Source organism: Arcicella sp. GW458-12-2-14-TSB2 (assembly GCF_059423785.1).
Genome location: NZ_JBWKYN010000088.1, coordinates 1 through 24,015, shown reverse-complemented (window position 1 = coordinate 24,015; position 24,015 = coordinate 1). Strand labels below are relative to the sequence as shown.

The window sequence follows — 24,015 nt, the reverse complement described above, 5'->3', positions numbered from 1 at the left end:
ATAGTAAATTATGTAAATATTTCAATATTAAATTGAACTGTTTACCTTTTAGCTCCAAATCATAATATTTTTGCACTAAAATCTATATAGCTAATAAGTAATTTGTATTAGCGGTATATTTGTAAAATTATTTATCCATTAATTTATTACCGCTACCGTTTTTGTAGTAATAGCAAAGTATACAAAACCACTAACAATGCTTAGATTAATTCTTTATTTTTTAATATGTTTATTTTTCTCTTTTGGAGTCGCAGCACAACAATGGTTAGGTATTTCTGGAAGTAATTATGCTGGTACTAATTCAGTTTATACTAATCCTGCTAATGTAGTAGACTCAAGGTATAAAGTATATATTAACTTAGCAAGCAATGATATATTTTTAACGAATAACTTCACCAATTGGGAAGCGCCTTATTCTGTCTTACAACTCTTCAGCAATACTGTTCCTAGTCAATACAGAAACCCCGTTAACAACAACATTCTTTTTAAAGACGAATATTTAGCAGCTAATCAAAGTAGTGGACTTAAACACCTACACACCATTGATGATTTCAGAGGGCCATCTGCTTTAATCAATCTAAATAACAGACAATCTGTTGCTGTTTTAACGCGCGTACGAACTGGCATCAATTTTACTGGTATGGAAAGCCAATTTTCTGAACTAATTCGTACAAATATTAAAAATGAAGGTATTCAAAACCAACTGGTGAACCTAAATGGCACTACTTTCAATGCAAATAGCTTTGTTGAATTTGGGCTTAGCTTTGGGCAAGTATTAATGAGCGAAGATGAAGACTTTGTCAAAGTTGGTCTTACGGTTAAACGATTAGTGGGTTTATATTCTGCCCACTTGATGATAGACAGAGCTAATTATGATGTTGTATCCGACCCAGCCAACCGTACTGAGCGTTTATTAAGAATTAATAGTCTTGTGGCTCAATATGGATATACAAAAAATGAAGCTTTTGAAAACGCAAAGTTTAGTCCCGGATGGATTTTGGGCAATCAATCTGCTGGTAGTGGCTGGGGCTTAGATATTGGTATTGTGTATGAGTTTCGTCCAGATTTACGTAAATTTTCCTATCGAGAAAAGGGTGTTTTGAAATTAGACCCAAGTAAAAACAAATATCAATTTCGCGTAGGCGTTTCATTATTGGATATTGGTGGGCTAAAGTATTCTAATCCTAATTATGTAAAAAATTGGGATATAAATACTACGAATAAAGTTTTTAATTCAAAAGACTATAAAAAAGTACAAGGCCTTAATGACGGCCTCGACCGTATCAATGCTTCTTTAAACCTTAGTGAAGATCAAGCTCAGTCATTATTTCACACTAGTTTACCAACAGCTTTCAGCGTAAATTTTGACTATCATTACAAAAACAATATTTACATCAATAGCGTTTGGACACATGCTTTAAGAAGTGACAATTCTATTGGTATAAAATCTCCTTCGTTGTTAGCAGTAACCCCTAGATGGGAAACTAAATGGGCAGAAGTGGCTATGCCTTTTGCACTATTAGATAATTATAGCACCTTTTCATTTGGCTTGTCTGCTCGCCTAGGGCCTGTTTTTCTGGGTACTGACAACTTGGGAAGTATATTAAATATCGGCACGCCTCGGGGGCTAGATTTATACTTTGGTGCTAGTATTCCTATCTTCAGAAAACCTCCTACTGTTCCTAATGCCTGTTTTTACGAAAAAGGTACTCGTAAAAGTTTAATAGAAACAATGATGTTCTGGAAAAAATAGGCTCTTTCATAACATTCCTTCGTCGGCAAAGCTAAAGTATTTTTTATCGGTAAAAATCAGGTGGTCTAATACAGGTATATCTAGATGCTGTCCTCCTGCTCTTAATTTTTGTGTAAGGTCTTTATCTACCTGACTAGGGCTCAAATTACCCGAAGGGTGATTGTGCGATAGAATAATACCACTCGCTAAGTGTTCTAAAGCTACTTTAAATATCATTTTAGGGTCAGCAATTGTACCAGAAACACCACCGCTACTTACTCTTTCACATTTCATTACATCATTGGCACGATTGAGCAAGATAACCCAAAATTCTTCATGCTGTAAATCTGTCAGGTAGGGTTTTAATACTTCATAAGCATCTGCCGAACACCTAATTCTTGGGCGTTCTGTTTTCTCTGTGTTTTTCTTTCTCCTCCCTAATTCTAAGGCACTGACTATCGTAATGGCTTTGGCTTCACCAATTCCTTTAAACTTAGCTAAATCTTTCACAGAGAGCCTCGCTAGTTGATTCAAATCATTGTTTACACGCTGGAGTATTACTTTGGCAATATCAATGGCTGTCATGTTCTGAATGCCTGTAGCAATTAAAATGCCCAACAATTCTGCGTCTGATAAGGCTGCTTTGCCTTTGATAAGTAGTTTTTCGCGAGGTCTATCTTCTTCTGCCCAAGATTTGATATTCAGATGGGTATTCTCGTAGGTCTTCATTAGGTGTTAAGTTTTATAGTGTTAATATAGTGTATGTATTTTATTATTTTTTTGGCAAAATTAACTATTATCGTATTTCTGTAGAAACGATATTTTATAAAGATTAATTTAAAACTAAAATATTTTATTGCAAAATTTTAGGCATAAAAAAAGACCCATCTTTTCAGAAAGGTCATTTTTTTATGAATATTTCAAAGCTATATTAAGCTATTTTATTCACTAACTTTGCTAACTTAGATTTCAAGTTAGAAGCTTTGTTCTTGTGAATAATGTTCTTCTTAGCTAATTTGTCAAGAGCAGAAGAAACTTTTTGATAAAGATCAGTAGCAACTACTTTATCGTGTGTCAAGCGCAATTTCTTCACCATTGTACGTGTAGTTTTGTGCTGATAACGATTACGTAATCTTTTTGCTTCGTTTGCTCTGATTCTTTTTAAAGATGATTTGTGATTTGCCATGTTTATTTCCCGAATAATATTGGTTTTCTGATTTTCTATTATTGAGGTGCAAAGGTACATCTTTTTTAAGATAATACAAGTGCATATTTACAAAAACTTTCAAATTAGCTTGAATTAGCTTTTTATACCTAAAGTATATCGCCATGAGAAAAACATTTTTACTCCTATTTTTATGTTTATTTTCCAACATTTCAGCTTCATTTGCTTTTAAAAGCGCAGGCTATTCTAACCCAAAACCTTACCTGAATGCTCATAAGGTCACAAAATGGGGATTTTTCGCACATCAACGCATTAATCAATTAGCCATTTTTACTTTACCGCCCGAGATGATTTCTTTCTATAAAACAAACTTATATTATATTGTAGAACACTCGGTTGCTCCCGACCGTCGAAGGTATGCTGTGCAGGACGAAGCCCCAAAACATTACATTGATTTGGATAGCTATGGTGATAGTGCCATTTACAAATTGCCACATTACTGGAATGACGCTGTTGAAAAGTTTTCAGAAGATAGTTTATTCAAACATGGTATCGTTCCTTGGCATATCCAGTTTATGAAGTTTCAACTGACGAAGGCATTTGAAGAAAAAAATGCTCAAAAGATTCTCAAAGTCTCTGCTGAAATTGGTCATTATATCGCTGATGCCAATGTTCCGCTTCATACTTCGTCTAATTACAACGGACAAAAAACTAATCAAGTCGGTATTCATGGTTTTTGGGAATCTCGATTACCAGAATTATTTGCTAGTAACTACGATTTCTTAGTAGGCTCAGCTACTTATGAAAAATCTGTCAGTAAACGAACTTGGGAAGCCGTCAGCCATGCAAATGCGTGTTTGGATTCCGTTTTTGCTTTTGAAAAACACCTAAACGCCTCCACTAATCCAAGTAAAAAATATAGTATCGAAGAGCATAATGGGCAAAATATCAAGATGTATGCGAAGGACTATTCAAAAAAATACCATGAAGCGTTGAGGGGACAAGTAGAAAGGCAAATGAGGAGGTCTATCAAAATGACTGGTGATTTTTGGTACACTGCATGGATAGATGCTGGTCAGCCAGATTTAAGCAACATACAGTTTGCCCCATCCGCTAAAGAAAAACAAGCCGATGAAAAAGAACAGAAAACATGGCTTCAAAAACTTTTTAAAGCAAGAGATGAAAATTGATTCCTTTGAAAATGAAGGGTGAATAAGTATTAAAACGATTTTCATCTGTAATTTTGTGGTATGAAATCACAAATTATTTTAAAAGCAGGTAAGGAAAACCCTGTAAAACGTTTTCACCCTTGGATTTTTTCGGGTGCTATTGCAAAAATTATTGGAAATCCTACAGATGGGGAAGCCGTTGATGTGTTTGATTCGCACAAAAACTATTTGGCTACTGGACATTATCATGAAGGAAGTATCGCTGTAAAAATATTTTCTTTTCAAGAAACCAACGCTGATGAAAACTTCTGGTTTGATAAAATCCAAAAGGCTTATCAGGTTCGTCAATTAATTGATTTTGAAACTACTAATTGTTACCGTTTAATCCATGGCGAAGGAGATGGTTGCCCAGGCCTAATCATTGATTTCTACAATGGCGTTGCCGTTTTTCAAGCCCATAGCATCGGTATGTATCTTGAAAAAGAGAAAATTGCGGTAGCCTTACAAAAAGTATACGGAGATAAATTAATCGCTATTTATAATAAATCGCACGAAACGCTTCCTAACCAGTTTGCCTCAACGGTTCAGAATGGTTATTTATTTGGTGCGTGTACAGTACCGCACCCTGTCCTTGAAAATGGTTTTAAGTTTATGATTAACTGGGAGACTGGACAAAAAACTGGTTTTTTCCTTGATCAAAGAGATAACAGAGCCTTGTTAGCGAAATATTCAAAAGGTAAAAAAGTATTGAATTCGTTCTGTTATTCGGGTGGCTTTTCGATGTATGCTTTAGGGGCTGAGGCTGAATTAGTACATTCTGTTGACGTTTCTCAGAAAGCAATCGACTTGGTTACTCAAAATATCGAAGCAAACAATTTTCAAGGATTAAATCATCAGGCTTATGCAGAAGATGTAATGAAGTACTTGAAAGCTAACGACCAGTTTTATGATTTAATCGTACTTGACCCACCTGCTTACGCCAAAAACGTAGCTACGCGTCATAATGCTATTCAAGGGTATAAGAGATTGAATACTGAAGGTTTTAAAAGATTAGCAAAGGGAGGAATTTTATTTACGTTTTCGTGTTCACAGGTAGTTGACAGAGAGCTATTTTATAATACTGTAGTCTCTGCTGCGCTAGAAGCTGGGCGACAAGCCAAAGTATTACATCACCTTACACAGCCTGCTGACCACCCTGTGAATTTCTTTCACCCAGAAGGCAGTTATCTAAAAGGCTTAGTGCTTTATGTAGAATAAAGATTTATGCGAATATATTAGCTTTCTTAAGGGCTTCAATTATCGTTCTTAAGAAAGCTAATTTTACTTTTTACTGAATGGTAGTGTAAAGTAGAAAGTAGTACCTTGGTCCGGCACACTTTCAAACCATATTGTTCCATTATTTTTCTCTATCAGTTCTTTGCATAACAACAGCCCAAGACCACTCCCTTTCTCTTTGGCTGTCCCAAAACTTGAATATGAAGTATATTTATTGAATATTTTTGATTGAGCCTCCAATGGAATCCCTTGTCCATCATCTTTAATAGATACAACAATTACCTGTTCCTTTTCTACAGTATCAATAATAACGCTATTGGATGCTTTTAAAAATTTTACTGCATTCTCGACAATATTCCTAATAACAATATCTATCATGATTGAATCCGCAAAAACCAATTGAGGTGCTTGTCGCCTTTCGGCAACTATTTTTATTTTCTTTTCTGTAGCTCTTGTTTCTATTAATAAAACATTCTGCTGGATTATTTCCTGTATGTCAAACAATTGCGGATTTACTTGCATACCATCCATTTGACTTTTAGCCCAGTATAAAAGATTATCTAATAGCTTGGAGGTAGCATGCAGACTTTGAGAGATTTGTCCCACATAAAACGCTACCTCTTCTTCAACCATTTTATCATCAATCATATAGTCTATCATTCCTTTAACTGAGTTAACAGGCCCACGAAGATCATGACTGATAATTGAAAAAAATCGATTCCTTACCAATATCAATTCTTCTAAATGTTCATTTTTATCAATAATATCCTTGTTTTGTTCCTCCAATTGTTTGATAAATTTCTTCTTTTCATGATGATTTTTAAATAAAAGGACGGCTATCATTAATAAAAGCAAGGCTCCTCCAGCTATCAGATTTCGCTTCAACTCAAGGTTTTTTAATTCTCCTTGTTTGATACGAGCAGTTTTATTCAGTAAATCTATTTGTTGTTGTTTCTTTTCAAGCTCATAGCTCGACTGCACTCTGGTGATGGCTCTTGTTTTTTCGATACCACTTAGACTATCTTTTAACGCTATTCCTAAATTTCTAAAAACTAGTGCTTCTTTATAATTTCCTAATTTTTGATGATTCAGGTACAATGTATTGTATATCTGAGTCGATATTTCTTCAATACCTAGTTTCTTATTCTCTTTTAAAGCCATATTGGCAAAATGTAAACTTAATTTATAATTACCAGTATAATAATAAATAAGTGCAAACGCATTATGACAATAGGCAATATCTTCATCATCCTTAATTTTTATTGCTAATGCCAACGCTTTATTGAGGTATTCTTTTGCTAACTCGTAGTTTTTAAGAGCTATATAATTCTCGCCTATATTATAGAGCGTAATAGTAGTTCCAAGAGTGTCTTTTACTCCTTGAGCTATGGGCAAAGCTTTTTTATTATAAGCTATGGTTGAATCTGGCTTTCCTTTATATTTAAAGATTTCGCCCATATTTACTAACAAGCTAAATGTAGCATACTTTGTTGGGTCATTTTGTTTAAGGGCTATATCGTATGCTTTTTTATAATAAAACAAGGCATTGTCATACTCTTCCATATCTGAATAAACAATACCTATATTATTATATTCATTTCCTGAAAGCCCAGTCAATCCTAGCTTTTCACTAATGCGTAGACATTGGAAATGGCATTCTAGTGCTTCGGGCAATCTTCCCTTTGAAACCAATGACACGCCTTTAGTAAGGTATGCTAAAGCAACACCTTTCTCAAAATGGATTTTCTTGGCTAAATCCAAAGACTTTTGTGCCATAAAAAGTGAACTATCTGAATTTTTATTCCAATAATATCTTGAAAGGGCATAATACGTATTTACTCTATCGGTATCATGTTTAGCAGCGTTAAGTTTATCATTCAAAAGTTGCAGCCGATCTGATTGAGCTAGTGAAAGTGAAGATGCATAAATTATTAATCCAATAATAGTAACTATTGTTTTTATACCTGTGTATTTGCTGTAAATCTCTAGCGCACAAAAAGCCCTTTTCTTCATATTTATTATAATCCAAATATCTTTTTAAGTTATCAATAACTTAAAATGGTTCTTTGGTCGTTAATAGTGGTTTCATAAATCAAGTATATTGTTGCTTAAAACTCTTAGAGCTTTTCTTCAATGCTTAGCTTGTTTTCTTACCAAATTAAGCTATTTTATTTAAACAAAATATGAGCCAAAAACGAAAATAAAGGCGAAAAAAGAAATTTGCCCATCAATCCAGAAAAGTCAGGTTGAAGGGCAAATTTATTTTTTTAAATACCTAGTTTATTAAAAATTAAGCATAACGTTTTTTTAAATACGCAAGACTTTATCATGAAGTTCTCAATGCGATATTTCATAATTCAGCCTGTTTAATCAACTTTTTTATTGAAGATAATTTTTAGACAACAGAGTTGATAGTCACACTAAAAACAAAACTTCTCCTGCTACTTTAACAAGTAAAAAAATAGAATTGCCCATTAATCTATGAAATGAGACTAACGGGCAATTCTACCTTGAACCTAGGATACCTTGATTAGGGCTTAACCTTTTTATTTTTTACTTACTTCATTACCGCTAGCCTTAACTGCATCTTTTTTCAACTTATCGTCAGCAACAATAGCAAATTCTACTCTTCTATTTTGCTCTCTGCCCGACTCCAATGTATTATCAGCTACAGGGTCTTTCTCGCCATAACCTAATACTGTCAGACGACTTCTTGATACGTTATTAGCTTTCAGAACAGCCGCTACTGCATCTGCTCTTTGCTGAGACAATTTCATGTTATAAGCCTCTGTTCCTACATTATCAGTATGCCCAGCTACTAAAATTTCTGTATCAGGATACTGCTTTAAGGTTTCAGCAAACTTAATTAGATTATCATTTACAGTAGGATTAATTTTGGACGAATTGAAATCGAACAATACTCCCGACTTCATCGTAATTTTGATGCCCTCTCCCACTCTTTCTACATCCGCTACTACATCTAAATCTTTCTTTAACTTTTCAGCTTGCTTATCCATGTATTTCCCTACAAACGTACCTGCAATTCCTCCGACAGCTGAGCCTACAATCGCATAAACAGCTGGATTTGATTTTCGTCCGATAGCAGCACCCATGGCTGCACCAGTACCAGCACCAATGATGGCCCCTCGCTGAGCATTATTAAGCTTTTTAAATGAATTACATGAATAAAAACTCGGTGCTAAAACAAGTAATAACAAAACTATTTTGCTAATACTCCGTGTATACATATTTATCGTTCTCATAATTTAATTGTTTTGGTATAATGAACAGTACAATATTTTTGTTTAGCTTTTCTAACAAAAATGCCATAACAATGTCATGGCATTTTCCGTCAACAAATCAAAAATTATGATACTGGCATTGGTTTATCGAATACTTCTTGTTGGTTATCTAATACCTCCTGTTCTGCCTTTGCATGATGCTGCGATTTTTTCAATGACTGAATAATTTTTAATGACTCAGTGATTGAAGAAATTTGTGATTTCAATAATTGCGACAAATCAGGCGATGCTTGTACTTTATCTGAAGCCAACACAGTTTCATAGGCCTCGAGTGTAGCTTTATCGCCAGATTCACAAGAATTCAAAATAGTTTCTCGATTATTAGATACAATTGAAGCTTTAAAATCTACCCAAATTTGATGAGCTTTACCTATCAGTGTACTTGAAGTAGCAGGTTCTCCACCAAATTTTACCACATGTTCAGCCAATGCTTCTGCAAAGTGTTCGCTTTCATTCAACATTCCGTGAAAAAGATTTTTCAAGTCCCCTCCATCCATGTTTTGTTCTGCTTTCCTATAATTTTCGATACGATTATAGTTAATCTCTATTAGTTCATTCAGACCTTTCAAGAGAATTTCATATTGATTTTGCATAATTAAAGGTAAGAATCAGTTATAATTAAAATTCCTGATTCTTTTTTAGAAGGTTTATGAATTTTAAGTTTGAAAAATCTCGTGTCACTAAATTGCTTTTTTCACTTTAGCTTTCACTTCGTCAAACTTATCAGCTACTTTTTCAGCTAAATTCAAAGCACCAAGTTTAATATCATCGATAGTTTCTTTAGCTTCTGCTTTTGCTACAGCTCCTTTTTTTTCTAACGTTTCGGCTTTGTGTTCAGCAGCCTCTTTTTTAACTTTTTTCTTTGTAGTTTCGATTTTTGTAGTTCCCATGGCTTTATTTTATTTATAAATTATTTAACAGTGTCTGATTTATTTAATATCAATGTGTCTTTAGAGGTCACTTTACCCATGTTATGCTGGCCTTCGTTATCAGAAGTGGACCAATATCCTCCTGCTATTGAAATCAAGATTAAGACAATCCCAATTAAAACAGTATAGATAAACATATTGCCTGCTTTCGTTTTTTTTTGTTCTTTAATATCAGAACGCATTTCCTTATCTACTCTATCAGCTTTTTCCATGTTCTTATTATTTTATAGGTTACATTAAAGAGGTTAAAACATTTGTACCAGTAGCAGAAAACTAACATTTAGGAGGACATTTGAGCAAATAACTCTACAAAATGTGTGTAAAAAATAGTAAAAGAGGTAGCAAGCATCACAAAAAAATGCTAAAACATTAAAAACAAGTACAAAATAGTACTTACTTTTAGTGCTTTAGCATTAGTCAACTATGCTTATGCTAGTATGCTTATATTTCTTCCACAGGTTGCTTAATTGTTCTAATATTGTGTGGCTAGTGAAATGGTACTTTCTACTTCAGATCCCAATACACTACATATCGTTCTCGGTGAATATCGTACAAAGGGCGAAGTGTAATACCTTCATTTAATGTTTTGAAGGTCAGGGGGTTTTCTGTGAGAGGTTTAATAGTATTGTTCACATTACTTTTATCTAAACTCAATGTTTGTACTATGTCAGCAGGTACTTTGTAGTTGAATGTGTAATAATCGTTATACAGTGAAGGATTAGAATAAGGAGCAGGAGATTCCATTTGCGCCGTACCCATTTCTCCAGCCAATACGATTGGCCCATATAATATTGCTACTTTATTAGGGTTATCACTGGTAGCTTGTGTAGTCAAAGTCAGGGGAAATGTAATTTCTACACGGTCAGTTGCTTTCCATACTCTACCTATTGAAAGGTAGCTTCCTGCAGTTTGCTTGATTTTCAAAGACTTTCCATTCACCGTAACACTCACATTACTTGCCCATGATGGATAACGAACATTTAAAGTAAGTAACTGATTTGGAGCAGATTCAATCGTAAACACTGTTTTACCAGACTCAGGGAAAACGGTTTCTTGTTTAATGCTAAACCCCTTTTCCTTCCAATTAAGGGTTGAAGCTATGAATAAATTCACATACAGAGCGTCTGCACTATGATAATATATGGCTTCACCATACTTTGCATGGTTTTCGAATCCACTGCCTACGCAACACCAAAAGGAATTTTCCGGAGTACTATATACTTTGTGTGCTCCAGCTAACATGGGTAAAAAGTAGGCTACCATTCCTGTTTGTGGGTCTTGTTGACCAAGGATATGGTTGAAAAGAGCTTTCTCGTAATAGTCCGCATATTTCACATCAGCAGTGTGCGAAAACAAATGGCGAGTCAGTTTAAGCATATTATAAACATTGCACGTTTCGCCAGTATAGCCCGTCAAGTGTTCTGAAAGTGCGTCTGCTTTGAAAAATTTTTCTTTATCACTATTACTTCCCGTTGCAAATGAATGGTGATTGATAACAGTATTCCAAAAGAAAGTAGCAACAGCATCTCCTTGTCCTTGGCCTTCTAACTCATATTCACGCGTCATTCCCAATAATTTAGGAATGTAGGTATTGGCGTGCTTCTTTTCTAAAATATCTTTGCCTTCTTTCAATGGGTCAAGCATTTCGTTATGATAGAAAAATGTAGCTAGCCATTTGTATTCAGCTTTTCCAGTGATAGCATATAAATTGTAAAAAGATTCATTAATTCCTCCAAACTCATTGCGAAGCATCAAGGCACGTTGTGCTTGGGTTACAGGTTGAAGTTTTTGATATGCCCAAGCTCCTATCTTTTGGGCAACTTCTAATGCTTGCAGATTATTGCAATATAGATATTGGTCGATTAGTCCAGCAATTATCTTATGCAAAGTGTACCAAGGAGCCCACACTTTTTGTCCTGTGATATTTCTATTAATCAATTCTTGTGGAAAAGCACTTAAATAACCATCTTGATTTAATACTTTTTGCACAACTGCCAATCCAGCAACGATGCTGTCTGCTTTAACTTTAAAGCGTTCGTCACCAGTCTGCGCATACATCAATGAAAGCCCAGAAAGCAAATGTCCCGTAGAATGTCCTCGTAAATCACAATCCAACGATTCCCAACCTCCATATTTTTTCACTTCAAAATATCCCCCTTCATTGGCATCATAAATACCTGCATTATTACGAAAACTATGTAATAATCTTTTGACATCTATCGATAAAAGCCAACTTTGTTCACGTAGCATATTTTCTTTGAATCGTCCATCCAGTAGTCGTACATCAGATAAATCAAAGCTATATACTGCGGGTTTTAGTTTATCTTGTAAGGTAAATTTGTCTGTATGCTGACCGGGATAATGTGATTGTGCTTGTGTACTATTTACTACTATTAAAAGGCTTATTATTAATAAGAGTTGTTTCTTCATTGTATATTTTTCAGTTTAAAACGCTATAAATTAACACTTTACCATTTCCTTCTAGCATAAAATCAGTAAGATTAAATGAGAAAAGAATATTTAAAGATGTTTTTTTGATAATTGGAACACGAATAGCTTAATCGATTAACTTTTAACAGATAATTACTTGACTAAAGATAATTTAACGATTTTGGCTTTGAATGAAAGAGAGAGAAGAGTATACTACATACCCTATTTTCCTTAAATAAAATATGGAAATAGGGTATGCAACTGAAGAATAACTAAGCGTTTTATTGAATAATTTCTTTCCAAGCCTTAAAGGCTTTATGAATTTTTAGTTGATTTTGTTCCTGAGGGAGGACTGACTGTGGCTTTTGAAACAAGGTTTTTAAAGATGCTACTGATTCAAAAATTTGTATGCCTAAACCAGCCATTAAAGCTGCTCCTAAAGCAGATACATCGGGCATTCCTTTGTTGACTACTGGAATACCAAGTAAATCAGCTATTGCACTTAATACAAAACTATTAGAAGTCATTCCGCCATTTACCATCAATTCTTGTAAATGTATGTGAGAATCCTCCTCCATGGCTAATATCACATCTTTTATCTGAAAAGGAATAGATTCCAACGTCGCCCGAACGATATGATTCTTGTTAGTACCAAATGTTAATCCATGAATGGATGCCTTTCGCTTCATGTCCCAATAGGGTGCACCTAAGCCACTAAAGGCAGGGATGATATAAACACCTCCATTATCCTCAACAGCCGTAGCCATTGCTTGGGTATGTTTACTTTCAGCAAATAAACCTAACTCATTTTTAACCCATTCTACGGTTGCACCACAACTTACAATGGCACCTTCAAGGGCATAGTCTATTCTTCCTTCGGTACTCCAGCAGATAGTCGTAATCATGCCATTTTGCGAAGGCTGTGGTTTATCTCCGATGTTCATCAAGATAGAACAGCCAGTCCCTAAAGTAGCTTTAGCAGTGCCTGCTTCAAAACAACCTTCTCCAAAAGCGGCTGCATGGCTATCGCCAATCATACCAGAAATACTGATGGCTTCGTCAAAAATTCCACCAAACGTACTTGCACCGAAATTTGAAGAAGATGCTTTAACTACGGGCAAATTGATTGTTGAAAGATTGAAAATTGACAATAGCTCCGTATCCCATTCGAGGGTATGCAGGTTAAAAAATAATGTTCTGGAAGCATTGGTATAGTCTGTGGCATAAACTTTCCCGTCTGTAAGTTTATACAATAACCATGTATCTACTGTTCCGAAAAAGGCTTTACCTTCGTCTATCGCTTGCTTTATTGCAGGATTATTTTCGTATAACCAAATCAGCTTAGTCCCCGAAAAATAAGGGTCGATTAATAAGCCTGTTTTTTCTTTAATGGTATTACCTAAACCTTCTTGGCTCAATCTATCACATACCTGTACAGAACGTTTGCATTGCCAAACGACCGCATTATGCAATGGTTTGCCATTTTCATCCCACAACACAAAGGTTTCTCTTTGATTACTGATACCACATGTTTTTATATCTTTTAAGTCTCCGCCATTAGCGACAAACTGAGCTAAACAATTTTTAACGGCAGTCATGGCATTCTCAAAAATTCCTTCAGGGTCTTGTTCTACAAAACCATCTGCTAAATATTGGGTTTGTAGCACTTCAGAAGCCCTAGCTACTACATCAGCCTTTTCATCGAAAATCAATGCTTTGGTACTACTAGTACCTTGGTCAATAGCGAGTATATATTGCATAGCGGTTAGTCGTTTTTAGCATTTGCACGGTCGATGATTACTGCTAACAATATCACCATTCCTTTTACTACTTGTTGCCAGAAAGGCGATACATTGAGCAATACTAATCCGTTATTGAGCACCCCAATGATGATTGCTCCAAGGACTGTCCCTAAAATAGAGCCACGTCCCCCAGATAAAGAAGTGCCACCGATTACTACTGCCGCAATGGCATCTAATTCATATCCTGTTCCTGCATTAGGTTGGGCAGAATCTAGGCGGGCTGTTACCATCAAACCTCCTAAAGCTGCCAAACCTCCTGCAAGGGTATAAACAATCAACTTAATTTTATATATTTTAATGCCTGATAATCTAGCTGCATTTTCGTTTCCACCAATGGCGTAAATATATCGTCCGAGGGGTGTTTTTGTCGTAACAATCAAGGCTACAATAATCACAAAAATACTTATCCAAACAGGTACTGGTACGCCTAAAAACCACCCTGTACCAATATAATCGAACTTTGCTCCTAAATTACTGATAGGAAAACCTTTCGTCCAGAGCATGGTAAGCCCACGAGCCATCGTAAGCATGGCTAAGGTAGCCACGAATGGAGGGACTTTGAATTTGGTAATAACCCATCCGTTAAAAAAACCTAAGACTCCCCCAAAAAACAAGCCTACAATAATAGCCCCTAATAAGGTAAAACTTATCAATATATTCTGAGAAGGAATCTCGATGCCATTTTTCAATAAACCTGCTGTAATGGCACCACATAATGCTAAAATAGACCCAACCGATAAGTCTATCCCTGCCGTAAGTACTACCAAAGTCATACCGACAGAAATACAAATATTTACAGAAATTTGTCTTAATACATTCCATCCATTAGCAACCGTCAGGAATTTATCTGATAAAATACTGATAATAATACATAGTACAAATAGGGCAATGAGCGATTGCAATTTGTACAATTTTTCTTTTTGTATAATCAAATTCATGTTTATGGCTTTTTGTATATTAAGCAATGACAATTCACAATTCATTACCCATAATTCACAACTGTTACTTAGGCTATCGCTGCTTTTAATAAAATCTCTTCAGATGCATCATTAATGGCATAGTCGCCTGTTACCTTTCCATCACTTAGCACAATCACTCGGTCGCTTACCGCAAAAATTTCTGGCAATTCAGATGAAATCATGATAATGCCCAAACCCGATTCTGCTAGTTGATTGATAAGCTTATAAATTTCTGCTTTGGCATTTACGTCTATACCACGTGTTGGTTCATCTAGCAACAATACTTTCGGTTTGGTAGCTAACCATTTGGCGAGGATAGCTTTTTGCTGATTGCCTCCACTTAGGTTTTTAATGAGCTGATCAGATGAGGAGGTTTTTATCCTTAATTCTTGGATATATTTATCCGCCAGATTATTCTCTTTTTTATTATCCAATACTCCGTTGCTGAGTAAATCAGGCAATGTGGTAATACAGATATTTTGTTTAACGCTCAACTCTGGTACGATACCATCTTTCTTACGGTCTTCACTTACTAATGCCAAACCTGCTTTTACGGCATCGGATGGTGAGTGAATATGGAGTCGCTGGCCTTCCATCAATACTTCGCCAGATACTTTGCGGGGAGCTAAGCCAAAAATGGCTTCAAACAATTCTGTTCTACCTGCTCCCATCAATCCGAAAATGCCCAAGATTTCACCTTTATGCAATACAAAGGAAATATCATTCAATAAATCATTTTTCTTAAACGACTCATGTTTTATTCCTAAATGATTTACCCTTAATAATTCTGTTTTATTGCTATCTTGCTTTTTCTTGGGAATAATCACCAATTCGCGTCCTACCATTTTTGAAACGATATTATCGCGGGTTACGGCACTCATTTCGCCCGACTCAATACTTTTCCCATCCCGCAAAACAGTGTAAGTATCCGCTATTTTAAAGAGTTCGTCCAGTTTGTGTGAGATATAAGCAATGGCTTTACCTTCTGCTTTTAAAGAATCTATTATTCTAAACAAAACATCTACCTCTGCTCCCGTAATGGCCGACGTGGGCTCGTCCATGATAATTACTTTGGCATCTACCAACAATGCTTTGGCTATCTCTATAAGCTGTTGTTGCCCAACCTTAAGATTCCTGACAGGCGTATTGGGGTCGATATTCAGAGAGAGCTTTTGCAATAAGGCTTGTGTTTTTTTAAGCATAAAAGCTTTATCCAACAGTCCGAAAGCATTGATTACTTCTCTACCCAAAAAGATATTCTCTACCACACTCAGGTAAGGAATCATATTCAATTCCTGATGAATGATAGCAATGCCTGCATTTTCGGCTTCTTTGGTATTGGTAAACTTTACGGGTTTATTTTGCAGATAAATCGTGCCTTCGTATTCTGTATAAACACCGCTCAAAATCTTCATTAATGTCGACTTCCCCGCTCCGTTTTCACCGATGATAGCATTTACTTTCCCTGCTTGCAAATCAATACAAACAGCATCAAGTGCAGTAACACCCGAGAACCTTTTTGTGATATTTTTGGCCGATAATGTCATTGAACTCTATATTTTGTTAAATTCTATTGGCAAAATCTCAAGATGCTGAAGATTAATATATTCTTGATTCATTTCTAAAGCTCCTATAAACTGAATAGCGTCTCCTACCTTGATTTGCTTTCTAAAAGCTGGTACACGCTCGGTTCTAATGATTTTATTAATCTCCGATGAAATATTATTGATGTCTGTAGTATTCGTAAAAGGCTTAATATCAAATACGCCCGCTGCATCACGAATGGCATTTCCATAAATAAATTCAGTAGCAAGTGTTATGCTGACAGGTTGATTATTGTTGGTTAATAATACCTGTACTTCATCATCCTGAATCTTTGTGATTTGCCCTTGCCCTTTCACTAAAAAATACCTAATATTTCCGATGGCTACCGCATTAGACATCTTTTGAAATGCTTCTTTAGGTGCTGTTTTTAGGGCTTCTAACAACGTACCAACATCGGGTGCTTTAATAAAACTTGGAGGAAGTGTTTTTTCTAAAAAATTACGGGCAAAACTTGAGGCATCAAATTTTTCAGCGGAGGCTCTTTTTACCTCATCTAGTTTTTTGATTTCGATAGAATGGTAACCAATAAAAAGTAATGCAATGATAGCGACAACAATTTTGACGATTCGCATAGTGATAAGGTTAAATGATTACTGAGGCTGAATAGCTGATAATATTCACTATTCTGAAAATTCAATTACTTTTTACCAAAAGCAGTATAATGACTGATATTATCTTTGGTCACTAATTCTACTGCCACTGGAATTTTAGCTGGAAAATCTCTTTTCCCCTTTAAATATTCATCTGCGTAAACGGCTGCCATTTGTGCCATCACTTTCGGGAATTGCATGCCTGTGGCTGCTACTTTTCCGTCTTTGATGGCTGCAACGACATCGTCTGCCCCATCAAAACCAAACACTTTTACTTTATTGGCCTTGCCTGCGCCTGCTAATGCCTGATATGCTCCCATGGCCATCGCATCGTTTCCACAAAACACCGCATCAATATTTGGTTGAGCTTGCAAAATAGACTCCATCACTTCCATCGCTTTGTTACGGTCGAAATCGGCACTTTGCTGAGCGACCATTTTAAGGCCAGGGTAATTATCAACTAAGCTATGAAAGCCCTTTGAACGAGCCCACGTATTGTTATCGCCTACTAAACCAAGGAGTTCTACATAATTGCCTTTTTTATGCAATTGTTGAACGAAAAATTTAGCAATGGCTACACTTCCAGAAAAACTATCTGATAAAATTTGTGAAGTAGCCGCATCTGGAGAATTTACTTCTCTATCCATACAAAATACTGGGATACCAGCATCTTTTGCTTTTTGAACATTCACTACACTTCCATCGGCATCAGTAGGATTAAACAAAATTGCTTGATAACCCGATACAATGGCATTTTCAAAGTGGTCTGATTCTAGGGCAGTATTGTTCTGAGAATCAAATATTTTTGTTTCATAACCCAATTCTTTGGCTTTTGCAGCGGCGTTTTCAGCCAGAAATACAAACCAAGGGTTATTGAGTGTCGAGACCACAATCGCCATTTTCTTAGGTCCTTGTGATGGATTCTTTTCCTGACAACCCAGTAGCAACAACAATAATATGAATATATAATTTTTCATAGTTTAGGAATTTCTGTTATCCGTAAGGCTAAATATGGCTTTAAGGGAATTCTTACCTGTTTCATGTCTTTGTCATAGAAACGGTAATCATTCACCTCTGAAAGCTCAAAAGTTGTTGGAACTACTTTGACAGTCATGTCCCAAGTATCAATAATTTCTACTTTATAACGATTCCCCTTTACAGGACGCTTTTCAAAATTGGCATTCTTGTGTGGCAGATTAAACAACCATTTATTATTTATTTCATTACCTAGATAAACAATGTAAACGCCTTTTCCAGTAGTAGTGGTCTTAGCATCTCTGCTCATATCTGCTGGCTCTAGTATTCTTGCTGTTTCTTCTAAAATCTTTCTCAGAAAACCTACTCTTTTCCAGCTTGTACCTTTCAATTCACCTCCTTTTGCCCAAAAAATGGTATCTCTCAAATCTTTAAACATATATGATTCGCCATGCGTAACATAGGTTCCTCCGATGACTCCCATCCAAATAAGGTGTGTCATTTCTTCTCCGCTATAACGCCCCCAACGGTGTTTCAGATTTCCTTCATAGCCTACTTCGTCATAAATAACGGGCTTGTTATATATATTTCTAGCAATAGATGCCGCTCCCCAGTTCATCACAGGGGCTTCGTCTTGTACTGACACATGGGTAAATTCTGGTCGCCAATAATCAAAATATTTAGCTGTGCTGCCATGAATGGAACATAAATGTCTATACGGGTCATTTTTTATAACGGCTTTAGTAAGCGTAAGCCAATCTGCATCTGTTTTACTTTTTACATAGTCATATTCATTCGCTAACGACCACCATATATTCTGAAAAGATGACAAGCGGGCAGTTAAATATTGAATATAATGTAGATTCGCCTCCATAGGCATTTCATCAAATCCCCACCGACCTTTATCATATGGGTGAAAAATAATTAAATCAGCCTGTATGCCTAAGTCTCGTAAATTATCAATCCTTTTTTCCAAATGTTGAAAGAATGCGGGATTAAACGTTGAATAATCCCATACCTTTATTTCCTTGCCAGTAGAATCCTTTTTTATTTCTTTAATTACATAAGGATAAAGCGTTGGTTCTTCTTTGACTAAATCATAATTTTTAGGAAAAACCCCCATTCTAATTTTATTAAACCCTGTATTTTTCAGGGTTCTAAGTGTCATTTCTTGCACTTCATTCGACATATGTGTCCAAGCGTAAGATGTTGTTCCTAGTGGGTAATATCTTTTGCCATCAGCATATTTGAAATGATAAACATCAGCCACTTGTACTATTCCATGATTATCTACGGTAGCCTTGATGCATTCAAATTGCCCTTTTTTATTATTTAGTGCCGCAATATCACTTTGGGTAACATACTTCCAAACTCCAGTTTTAGATGGCATAAAACGAACAATAAAAGTATCATTACCATCATAAAAACCTGCCACTGTATATGCAGTATCTTTAGTAATAAATGTTGCTTTGAGGTTTACATCTGTGAAAGCATTTCCGTTCGGCTTATGCTTTAAAGTCAATTCAAATCTTCCCCATTGTTCAACCGTTGATTGAGCATGAACAGTATGATGAATAATGAACAATAAACCGTAAACAAAAAGATGTTTAATAAGCATTTTCATTGTTTGAATAGTATAAGAGGGTATATTTTCACTTACTTGCTAACAATTTCAAAGCCTCATTTATGATTCCAGCTTCTGAAATGCCATAGTGCTTAAAAATCTCATTCTGTGAGCCACTTACCGTGTATTCATCTGGTAATCCTATGATTTTAAAAGGCTTATTAAATTGATTTTGAAGTAGAAATGAAGCACACGCTTCGCCCAAGCCTCCATAAATACTGTGTTCCTCCACCGTCACTATTGCCTTACATTGCGTTGCGTATTTGGCTATAAGTGCTGTATCGAGTGGTTTAATCGTGTGCATACTGATTACGGCAACATCTATATTGTCTTTCACTAATGCCTGTGCTGCTTGCAAGGCAGGATATACGGTCTCGCCTGTGGCAATCAGCACGACGTCTTTTCCTTCTTTGATAACTCTGCCTTTACCAAACTCAAATTCAGTATTTGTTTCACTTAAAAGAGGCATTACTTTCTTCCCAAAACGAATATAAAAAGGCGTATCTATAGAGGCAGCTTGTCTGATGGCTTCGGCCGTTTCAAAATTATCGGCTGGTGCTACAATCGTAAGGTTATTGATGGCTCTCATCACAGCGTAATCGTGTAAACTATGGTGTGTACTTCCCAAAGCTCCATAACTTACGCCTGCACTGATTCCGATAAGCTTGACTGGATTGTCAGAATAAGCAACATCATTTTTGATTTGTTCTAAAGCTCTGGCTGTGAGGAAACAAGCAGGTGAAACGGCAAAAACTTTTTTGCCAGACGAAGCCAATCCTGCTGCCATACCCACCAAATGTTGTTCGGCAATACCTACTTCTACTATTTGCTGAGGATATTTTTGTCCGAAAGGGACTAACTTTCCCGAACCTCTTGAGTCACTGGTTACTACCAATAAATTCTTGTCGGTTTCAGCCAAAGTCTGGAGTACTTCTGAAAAAATATCCAAGTTGGCTTTATCTGTCGTGGCGATGTTATCAATCGTTGCTCCCAAGTTCTTAAGCGATTTAAGGTTTTAAGCTACTTCTAAAAGACTTTCTTGAACAGTCGTCAATTCCTCCATAGCTTGCTGATATTGTTCTGGCGATGGTACACCATGATGCCATTTCAAATTATTCTCCATAAAACTTACCCCTTTGCCTTTTACCGTTTTAGCGATAATTACACTTGGCTTTCCTATTTCAAAAGGCAAGGCATTAAAGGCTTCTTGCAAGGCTTCTATATCGTTTCCATCGATAATGCGTACCGCCCAACCGAAACTTTCAAACTTTTTATCCAAAGGTTCTGTATTACATACTTCTTTAGTGGGTGCTGTAATTTGCAAACCATTTAAATCTATAATAGCACATAGATTATCTAGCTTATAATGTGCTGCCGAAAGAGCGGCCTCCCAGTTACTTCCTTCTGGCAATTCGCCATCTCCTAATAGGGTAAATACCTTATAATCAACATTATCTAATTTGGCCGCTAAGGCATTTCCGCAACTCATCGAAAGTCCATGACCCAAAGCACCAGTATTTTGCTCGACACCATTTACTTTTTTAGTAGGGTGACCAATGTAATATGACTTGTATTGACAAAGTGTTTCAAGCGCTGATTCTGGGAAAAAACCTTTATCTGCTAAAACTACGTACAAGGCTTCCACACAATGACCTTTGCTTTGAATATACCTGTCACGAAGGGCTGACTTAAAATTTTCGGGGCTCACTTTCAGCACATCATTATACAATACATTCAGAATATCTATACAAGAAAGCGAACCTCCAGTATGTCCTGCCTTGGCTTGATAAATGTATTGAAGAATTTTTTTACGATATTCAACCGATTTTAGTTGTAATTCCTTGGTTGTCATAAGATATAATTGTGAATTGTAAGTGAGTGAATGAGTGAGTTGTGAGTTAGTGAATTGTGGGTGAATAAAACAATTTATTATTAATTGCTAACTCACAATTCACTCATTCACAACTATTCCTCCTCATTTGTCGTAAGATATAGTTGTGAATTGTGAATGAGTGAGTTGTGAGTTAGTGGGTAAAACAATTTTTTATTAATCGCTCACTCACAATTCACTAACTCACAACTCATTCATTCACTAACTCACAATTATTTCCATCCTCAACGGTGTTCATAAACTTCCCAGCCCATATAATTACCAAGAGATTCTTTTAAAATTCCAGCAGTTTTTGAAGCATTCATTACTACGTGATGTTCAAATCCATTTCTACATACATATTGCATCAATCCTTGTAAATCATTGATTTGCGCAACGGCTCTATTACCAAATGTTTTTAGCGCATCATCTGTTAATTCCCCTTCACCGATGTATGCTTTAATGATACCTTTAGGGTCATCTGTGCTGATTCTTCCGTAGGTCAACGGCATGGCTGGTGTACGTCCGTCCAATGCTCCATAAGTATTTTCTACTCCTACAGACGTACCCAAAATCGGTGCATTACTAATCTGAATATCAGGCAAGAAAGACTTTGCCCAGTTGCCACAGTGGAATAAAACGCACTTTTCGTCATCATCAGCATAGTTATTATTCCAGTCAACCAAAGCACTCGGTGAACCCGAAGCCAATTGCATAGCATACATACTTAGCGTACCTGTCACATCTACTTCACAAGCACTTGGCAACATATTTTCACTCATGATACTCATACTGGTACATACGTTACAGCCATAATTTTTCTGTAGGGACGTCCAACATTGAATAGCAGTAGCATCTAATGAATGTTCTAACATGAAATTATTCAAGACTGCATCTAATTTTGCAATCTGAATCATGGCTTCATTAGGAGTTTTGCCGATAGGCGTATAAGCTAATATTTTATCCAGACGGTCTTTTACAATGGCATCGTCTTTGGTTAGTTTATTCGCGTTACCTAGTATCTCTGAGAGGTCACAAGTAACGACTGAAATACCATTTCTTTGTAAAATTTTCTCACTATACCTTACCGTATTGAAGGCTCCAGGTCTGGCACCGATAGCCCCTATACGTACATTCTTTAAACCTCTCACCACTTTACATACTGATAAAAAAGCTTTGAGGTCTTTTATAAATCCTTCATCATTAGGGCGAACTACGTGTTTGGTGGTCAGGGTATATTTAATGCCGTATTGATACAAGTTATTACATACCGAAATCTTACCACACCAAGCATCTCTTCTACGAGCGACATCCAGCTTATCTAAATCGTCTGGATAGGCCTGTACTAAAACGGGTACATTAAGATTTGCCAATTTCAAACTGTCTGCTACTCCTTTTTCATCACCAAAGTTTGGTAGTACTACCCATACGCCAATAATGTCTTCGGCGTGTTGTTTAAAAAGATTAGCACATTTTTGAGCTTCCTGAAAAGTTTCAACTCCTCCTAATTTCGTCGTGTTGCTGTCTAAAACAATAGGATCTATCCCGAGTGTGTTACAAAGTTCTATTACCTCTACCCTAGCTTTTTCCACTAAACTATCAGGAAAGAAGTCTCTGTTTCCGATGATAATTCCCAATGTGATTTTTTTTTCCATAGCGATGACTTACAGTTATGCAACTAGCCTACTCGATAAGTCATACGTCATCCATCAAGAATTCACGAGAATTCAAGGCATCATATTCTATCTTTCAACTAATCGGCAATTATTATTTCTATTTCGTTCTTTTCAAAATGTGATTTATCTTCTTGATTAATCTCATTATCGGTAATGATGTAATCAATCAATGATAACGCTCCTAAACTGGCAAAAGCACTTTTCCCAAATTTGGTAGAATCTGCCACTAAGTAGGTCGTCTCTGCGGCATCTATCATCGCTTTTTTCACCACAATATCACTAATACTTGGGTAAGTCAAACCAGCTTTTAGGGATATTCCTGCTGTGGCTAAAAACAATTTTTGTACATTGATACCTTTAAAAAAGTCGGCAGCTTTTTGTCCCGTTAACGACAAAGTAGGTGGCTTAAACTCTCCGCCAGTCATAATTACTTCTATTCCTGGCTCAGTACCTAGCATCATTGCAATGTTCAGGGCATTCGTTATTACCGTAAGGTTTCGAAAGCCTTTTAGTTTTTTTGCTATTTCGGTTACTGTAGAACCTGAATCTAAAATTATGGTATCACCACTTGAAATAAACTCAAGGCATTTCAACGCAATTTTTTCTTTTTGATGAACATTTAGGTCATTATGTGCAACAGTAAATTCACGAACATGGTCTTCAATATTTTTCAAATAAGCTCCACCGTGCTCTCTGATGACTAAATCATCTTTTTCTAATTTCTCTAAATCCTGACGAATGGTCACTTCTGTGACTTTAAACAGTCTGGCAAGATCGGTTACTTTGGCTAAACCATCTTCTTTTAAGAGGTCTAAAATCTTTTCTCTACGCTGATTTGGCAACATATTCTTGATTGTTGAAACAAAACTAAATGAAATAAAACAAAAATAAAAGAAAAATATAAAAAATATT

21 protein-coding genes are annotated in these 24,015 nt (G+C 36.0%); 3 read left to right on the top strand and 18 right to left on the bottom strand.

Annotated features, from left to right (window positions below; translation table 11 throughout):
- The first annotated feature begins 196 nt into the window (after positions 1-196).
- Positions 197-1,753 (top strand): DUF5723 family protein, encoded by a 1,557-nt coding sequence (locus AC07XN_RS13755; RefSeq protein WP_494743496.1) that lies wholly within the window; start codon positions 197-199, stop codon positions 1,751-1,753.
- 6 nt (positions 1,754-1,759) lie between these two features.
- Here AC07XN_RS13755 and radC read toward each other — a convergent pair whose 3' ends face one another.
- Complete coding sequence (radC, locus tag AC07XN_RS13750) at positions 1,760-2,461, bottom strand: RadC family protein (RefSeq protein ID WP_494743495.1); 702 nt, start codon at positions 2,459-2,461, stop codon at positions 1,760-1,762.
- Between the two features lie 202 nt (positions 2,462-2,663).
- The gene (gene rpsT, locus AC07XN_RS13745) at positions 2,664-2,918 is read right to left on the bottom strand and encodes a 30S ribosomal protein S20 (protein WP_309919933.1); all 255 of its coding nucleotides are present in this window, start codon (positions 2,916-2,918) and stop codon (positions 2,664-2,666) included.
- Positions 2,919-3,061: 143 nt separating this feature from the next.
- Here rpsT and AC07XN_RS13740 point away from each other — a divergent pair, with 143 nt between their 5' ends.
- Together AC07XN_RS13740 and AC07XN_RS13735 are read left to right on the top strand one after the other, a co-directional pair.
- Positions 3,062-4,087, top strand: a complete 1,026-nt coding sequence (locus tag AC07XN_RS13740) for a zinc dependent phospholipase C family protein (protein WP_494743494.1) — start codon at positions 3,062-3,064, stop codon at positions 4,085-4,087.
- A gap of 60 nt (positions 4,088-4,147) precedes the next feature.
- A complete protein-coding gene (locus AC07XN_RS13735) occupies positions 4,148-5,323 on the top strand; it encodes a class I SAM-dependent rRNA methyltransferase (protein WP_494743493.1) in 1,176 nt (391 codons plus the stop codon).
- A gap of 63 nt (positions 5,324-5,386) precedes the next feature.
- Here AC07XN_RS13735 and AC07XN_RS13730 read toward each other — a convergent pair whose 3' ends face one another.
- The 16 genes from AC07XN_RS13730 to AC07XN_RS13655 form a co-directional block, all read right to left on the bottom strand.
- Positions 5,387-7,354: a tetratricopeptide repeat-containing sensor histidine kinase gene (locus tag AC07XN_RS13730; RefSeq protein WP_494743492.1), complete on the bottom strand. Its 1,968-nt coding sequence runs from the start codon at positions 7,352-7,354 to the stop codon at positions 5,387-5,389.
- 533 nt (positions 7,355-7,887) lie between these two features.
- Complete coding sequence (locus tag AC07XN_RS13725; RefSeq protein ID WP_309919940.1) at positions 7,888-8,604, bottom strand: YiaD family glycine zipper/OmpA-like lipoprotein; 717 nt, start codon at positions 8,602-8,604, stop codon at positions 7,888-7,890.
- A gap of 104 nt (positions 8,605-8,708) precedes the next feature.
- A complete protein-coding gene (locus tag AC07XN_RS13720; RefSeq protein ID WP_309919942.1) occupies positions 8,709-9,236 on the bottom strand; it encodes a ferritin-like domain-containing protein in 528 nt (175 codons plus the stop codon).
- An 87-nt stretch (positions 9,237-9,323) separates the two neighbouring features.
- Complete coding sequence (locus tag AC07XN_RS13715) at positions 9,324-9,533, bottom strand: hypothetical protein (protein WP_309919944.1); 210 nt, start codon at positions 9,531-9,533, stop codon at positions 9,324-9,326.
- Between the two features lie 20 nt (positions 9,534-9,553).
- On the bottom strand, positions 9,554-9,784 hold the full coding sequence (locus AC07XN_RS13710) for a hypothetical protein (RefSeq protein WP_309919946.1): 231 nt from the start codon (positions 9,782-9,784) through the stop codon (positions 9,554-9,556).
- 292 nt (positions 9,785-10,076) lie between these two features.
- On the bottom strand, positions 10,077-12,002 hold the full coding sequence (locus AC07XN_RS13705) for a glycoside hydrolase family 127 protein (RefSeq protein ID WP_494743491.1): 1,926 nt from the start codon (positions 12,000-12,002) through the stop codon (positions 10,077-10,079).
- A gap of 281 nt (positions 12,003-12,283) precedes the next feature.
- Positions 12,284-13,762 (bottom strand): FGGY family carbohydrate kinase, encoded by a 1,479-nt coding sequence (locus AC07XN_RS13700; RefSeq protein WP_494743490.1) that lies wholly within the window; start codon positions 13,760-13,762, stop codon positions 12,284-12,286.
- A 5-nt stretch (positions 13,763-13,767) separates the two neighbouring features.
- Positions 13,768-14,742: an ABC transporter permease gene (locus AC07XN_RS13695; RefSeq protein ID WP_309919955.1), complete on the bottom strand. Its 975-nt coding sequence runs from the start codon at positions 14,740-14,742 to the stop codon at positions 13,768-13,770.
- A 68-nt stretch (positions 14,743-14,810) separates the two neighbouring features.
- Positions 14,811-16,310: a sugar ABC transporter ATP-binding protein gene (locus AC07XN_RS13690; protein ID WP_494743489.1), complete on the bottom strand. Its 1,500-nt coding sequence runs from the start codon at positions 16,308-16,310 to the stop codon at positions 14,811-14,813.
- A 6-nt stretch (positions 16,311-16,316) separates the two neighbouring features.
- Entirely contained in the window at positions 16,317-16,940 is a 624-nt protein-coding gene (locus tag AC07XN_RS13685; protein ID WP_494743488.1) for a DUF2291 domain-containing protein, read from the bottom strand.
- Positions 16,941-17,005: 65 nt separating this feature from the next.
- Entirely contained in the window at positions 17,006-17,935 is a 930-nt protein-coding gene (locus tag AC07XN_RS13680; protein ID WP_494743487.1) for a D-ribose ABC transporter substrate-binding protein, read from the bottom strand.
- Complete coding sequence (locus AC07XN_RS13675; protein WP_494743486.1) at positions 17,932-19,557, bottom strand: DUF5060 domain-containing protein; 1,626 nt, start codon at positions 19,555-19,557, stop codon at positions 17,932-17,934. Before AC07XN_RS13675 ends, AC07XN_RS13680 begins: the two co-directional genes overlap by 4 nt.
- Positions 19,558-19,585: 28 nt before the next feature.
- Positions 19,586-20,551: a transketolase family protein gene (locus AC07XN_RS13670; RefSeq protein WP_494743485.1), complete on the bottom strand. Its 966-nt coding sequence runs from the start codon at positions 20,549-20,551 to the stop codon at positions 19,586-19,588.
- Between the two features lie 21 nt (positions 20,552-20,572).
- Positions 20,573-21,409, bottom strand: coding sequence for a transketolase (locus tag AC07XN_RS13665; protein WP_494743484.1), 837 nt, complete (start codon positions 21,407-21,409; stop codon positions 20,573-20,575).
- A 263-nt stretch (positions 21,410-21,672) separates the two neighbouring features.
- A complete protein-coding gene (locus tag AC07XN_RS13660) occupies positions 21,673-23,082 on the bottom strand; it encodes an L-fucose/L-arabinose isomerase family protein (RefSeq protein WP_494743483.1) in 1,410 nt (469 codons plus the stop codon).
- Positions 23,083-23,180: 98 nt separating this feature from the next.
- The coding region (locus tag AC07XN_RS13655; protein WP_494743482.1) for a DeoR/GlpR family DNA-binding transcription regulator at positions 23,181-24,015 on the bottom strand (835 nt) is incomplete at its 5' end.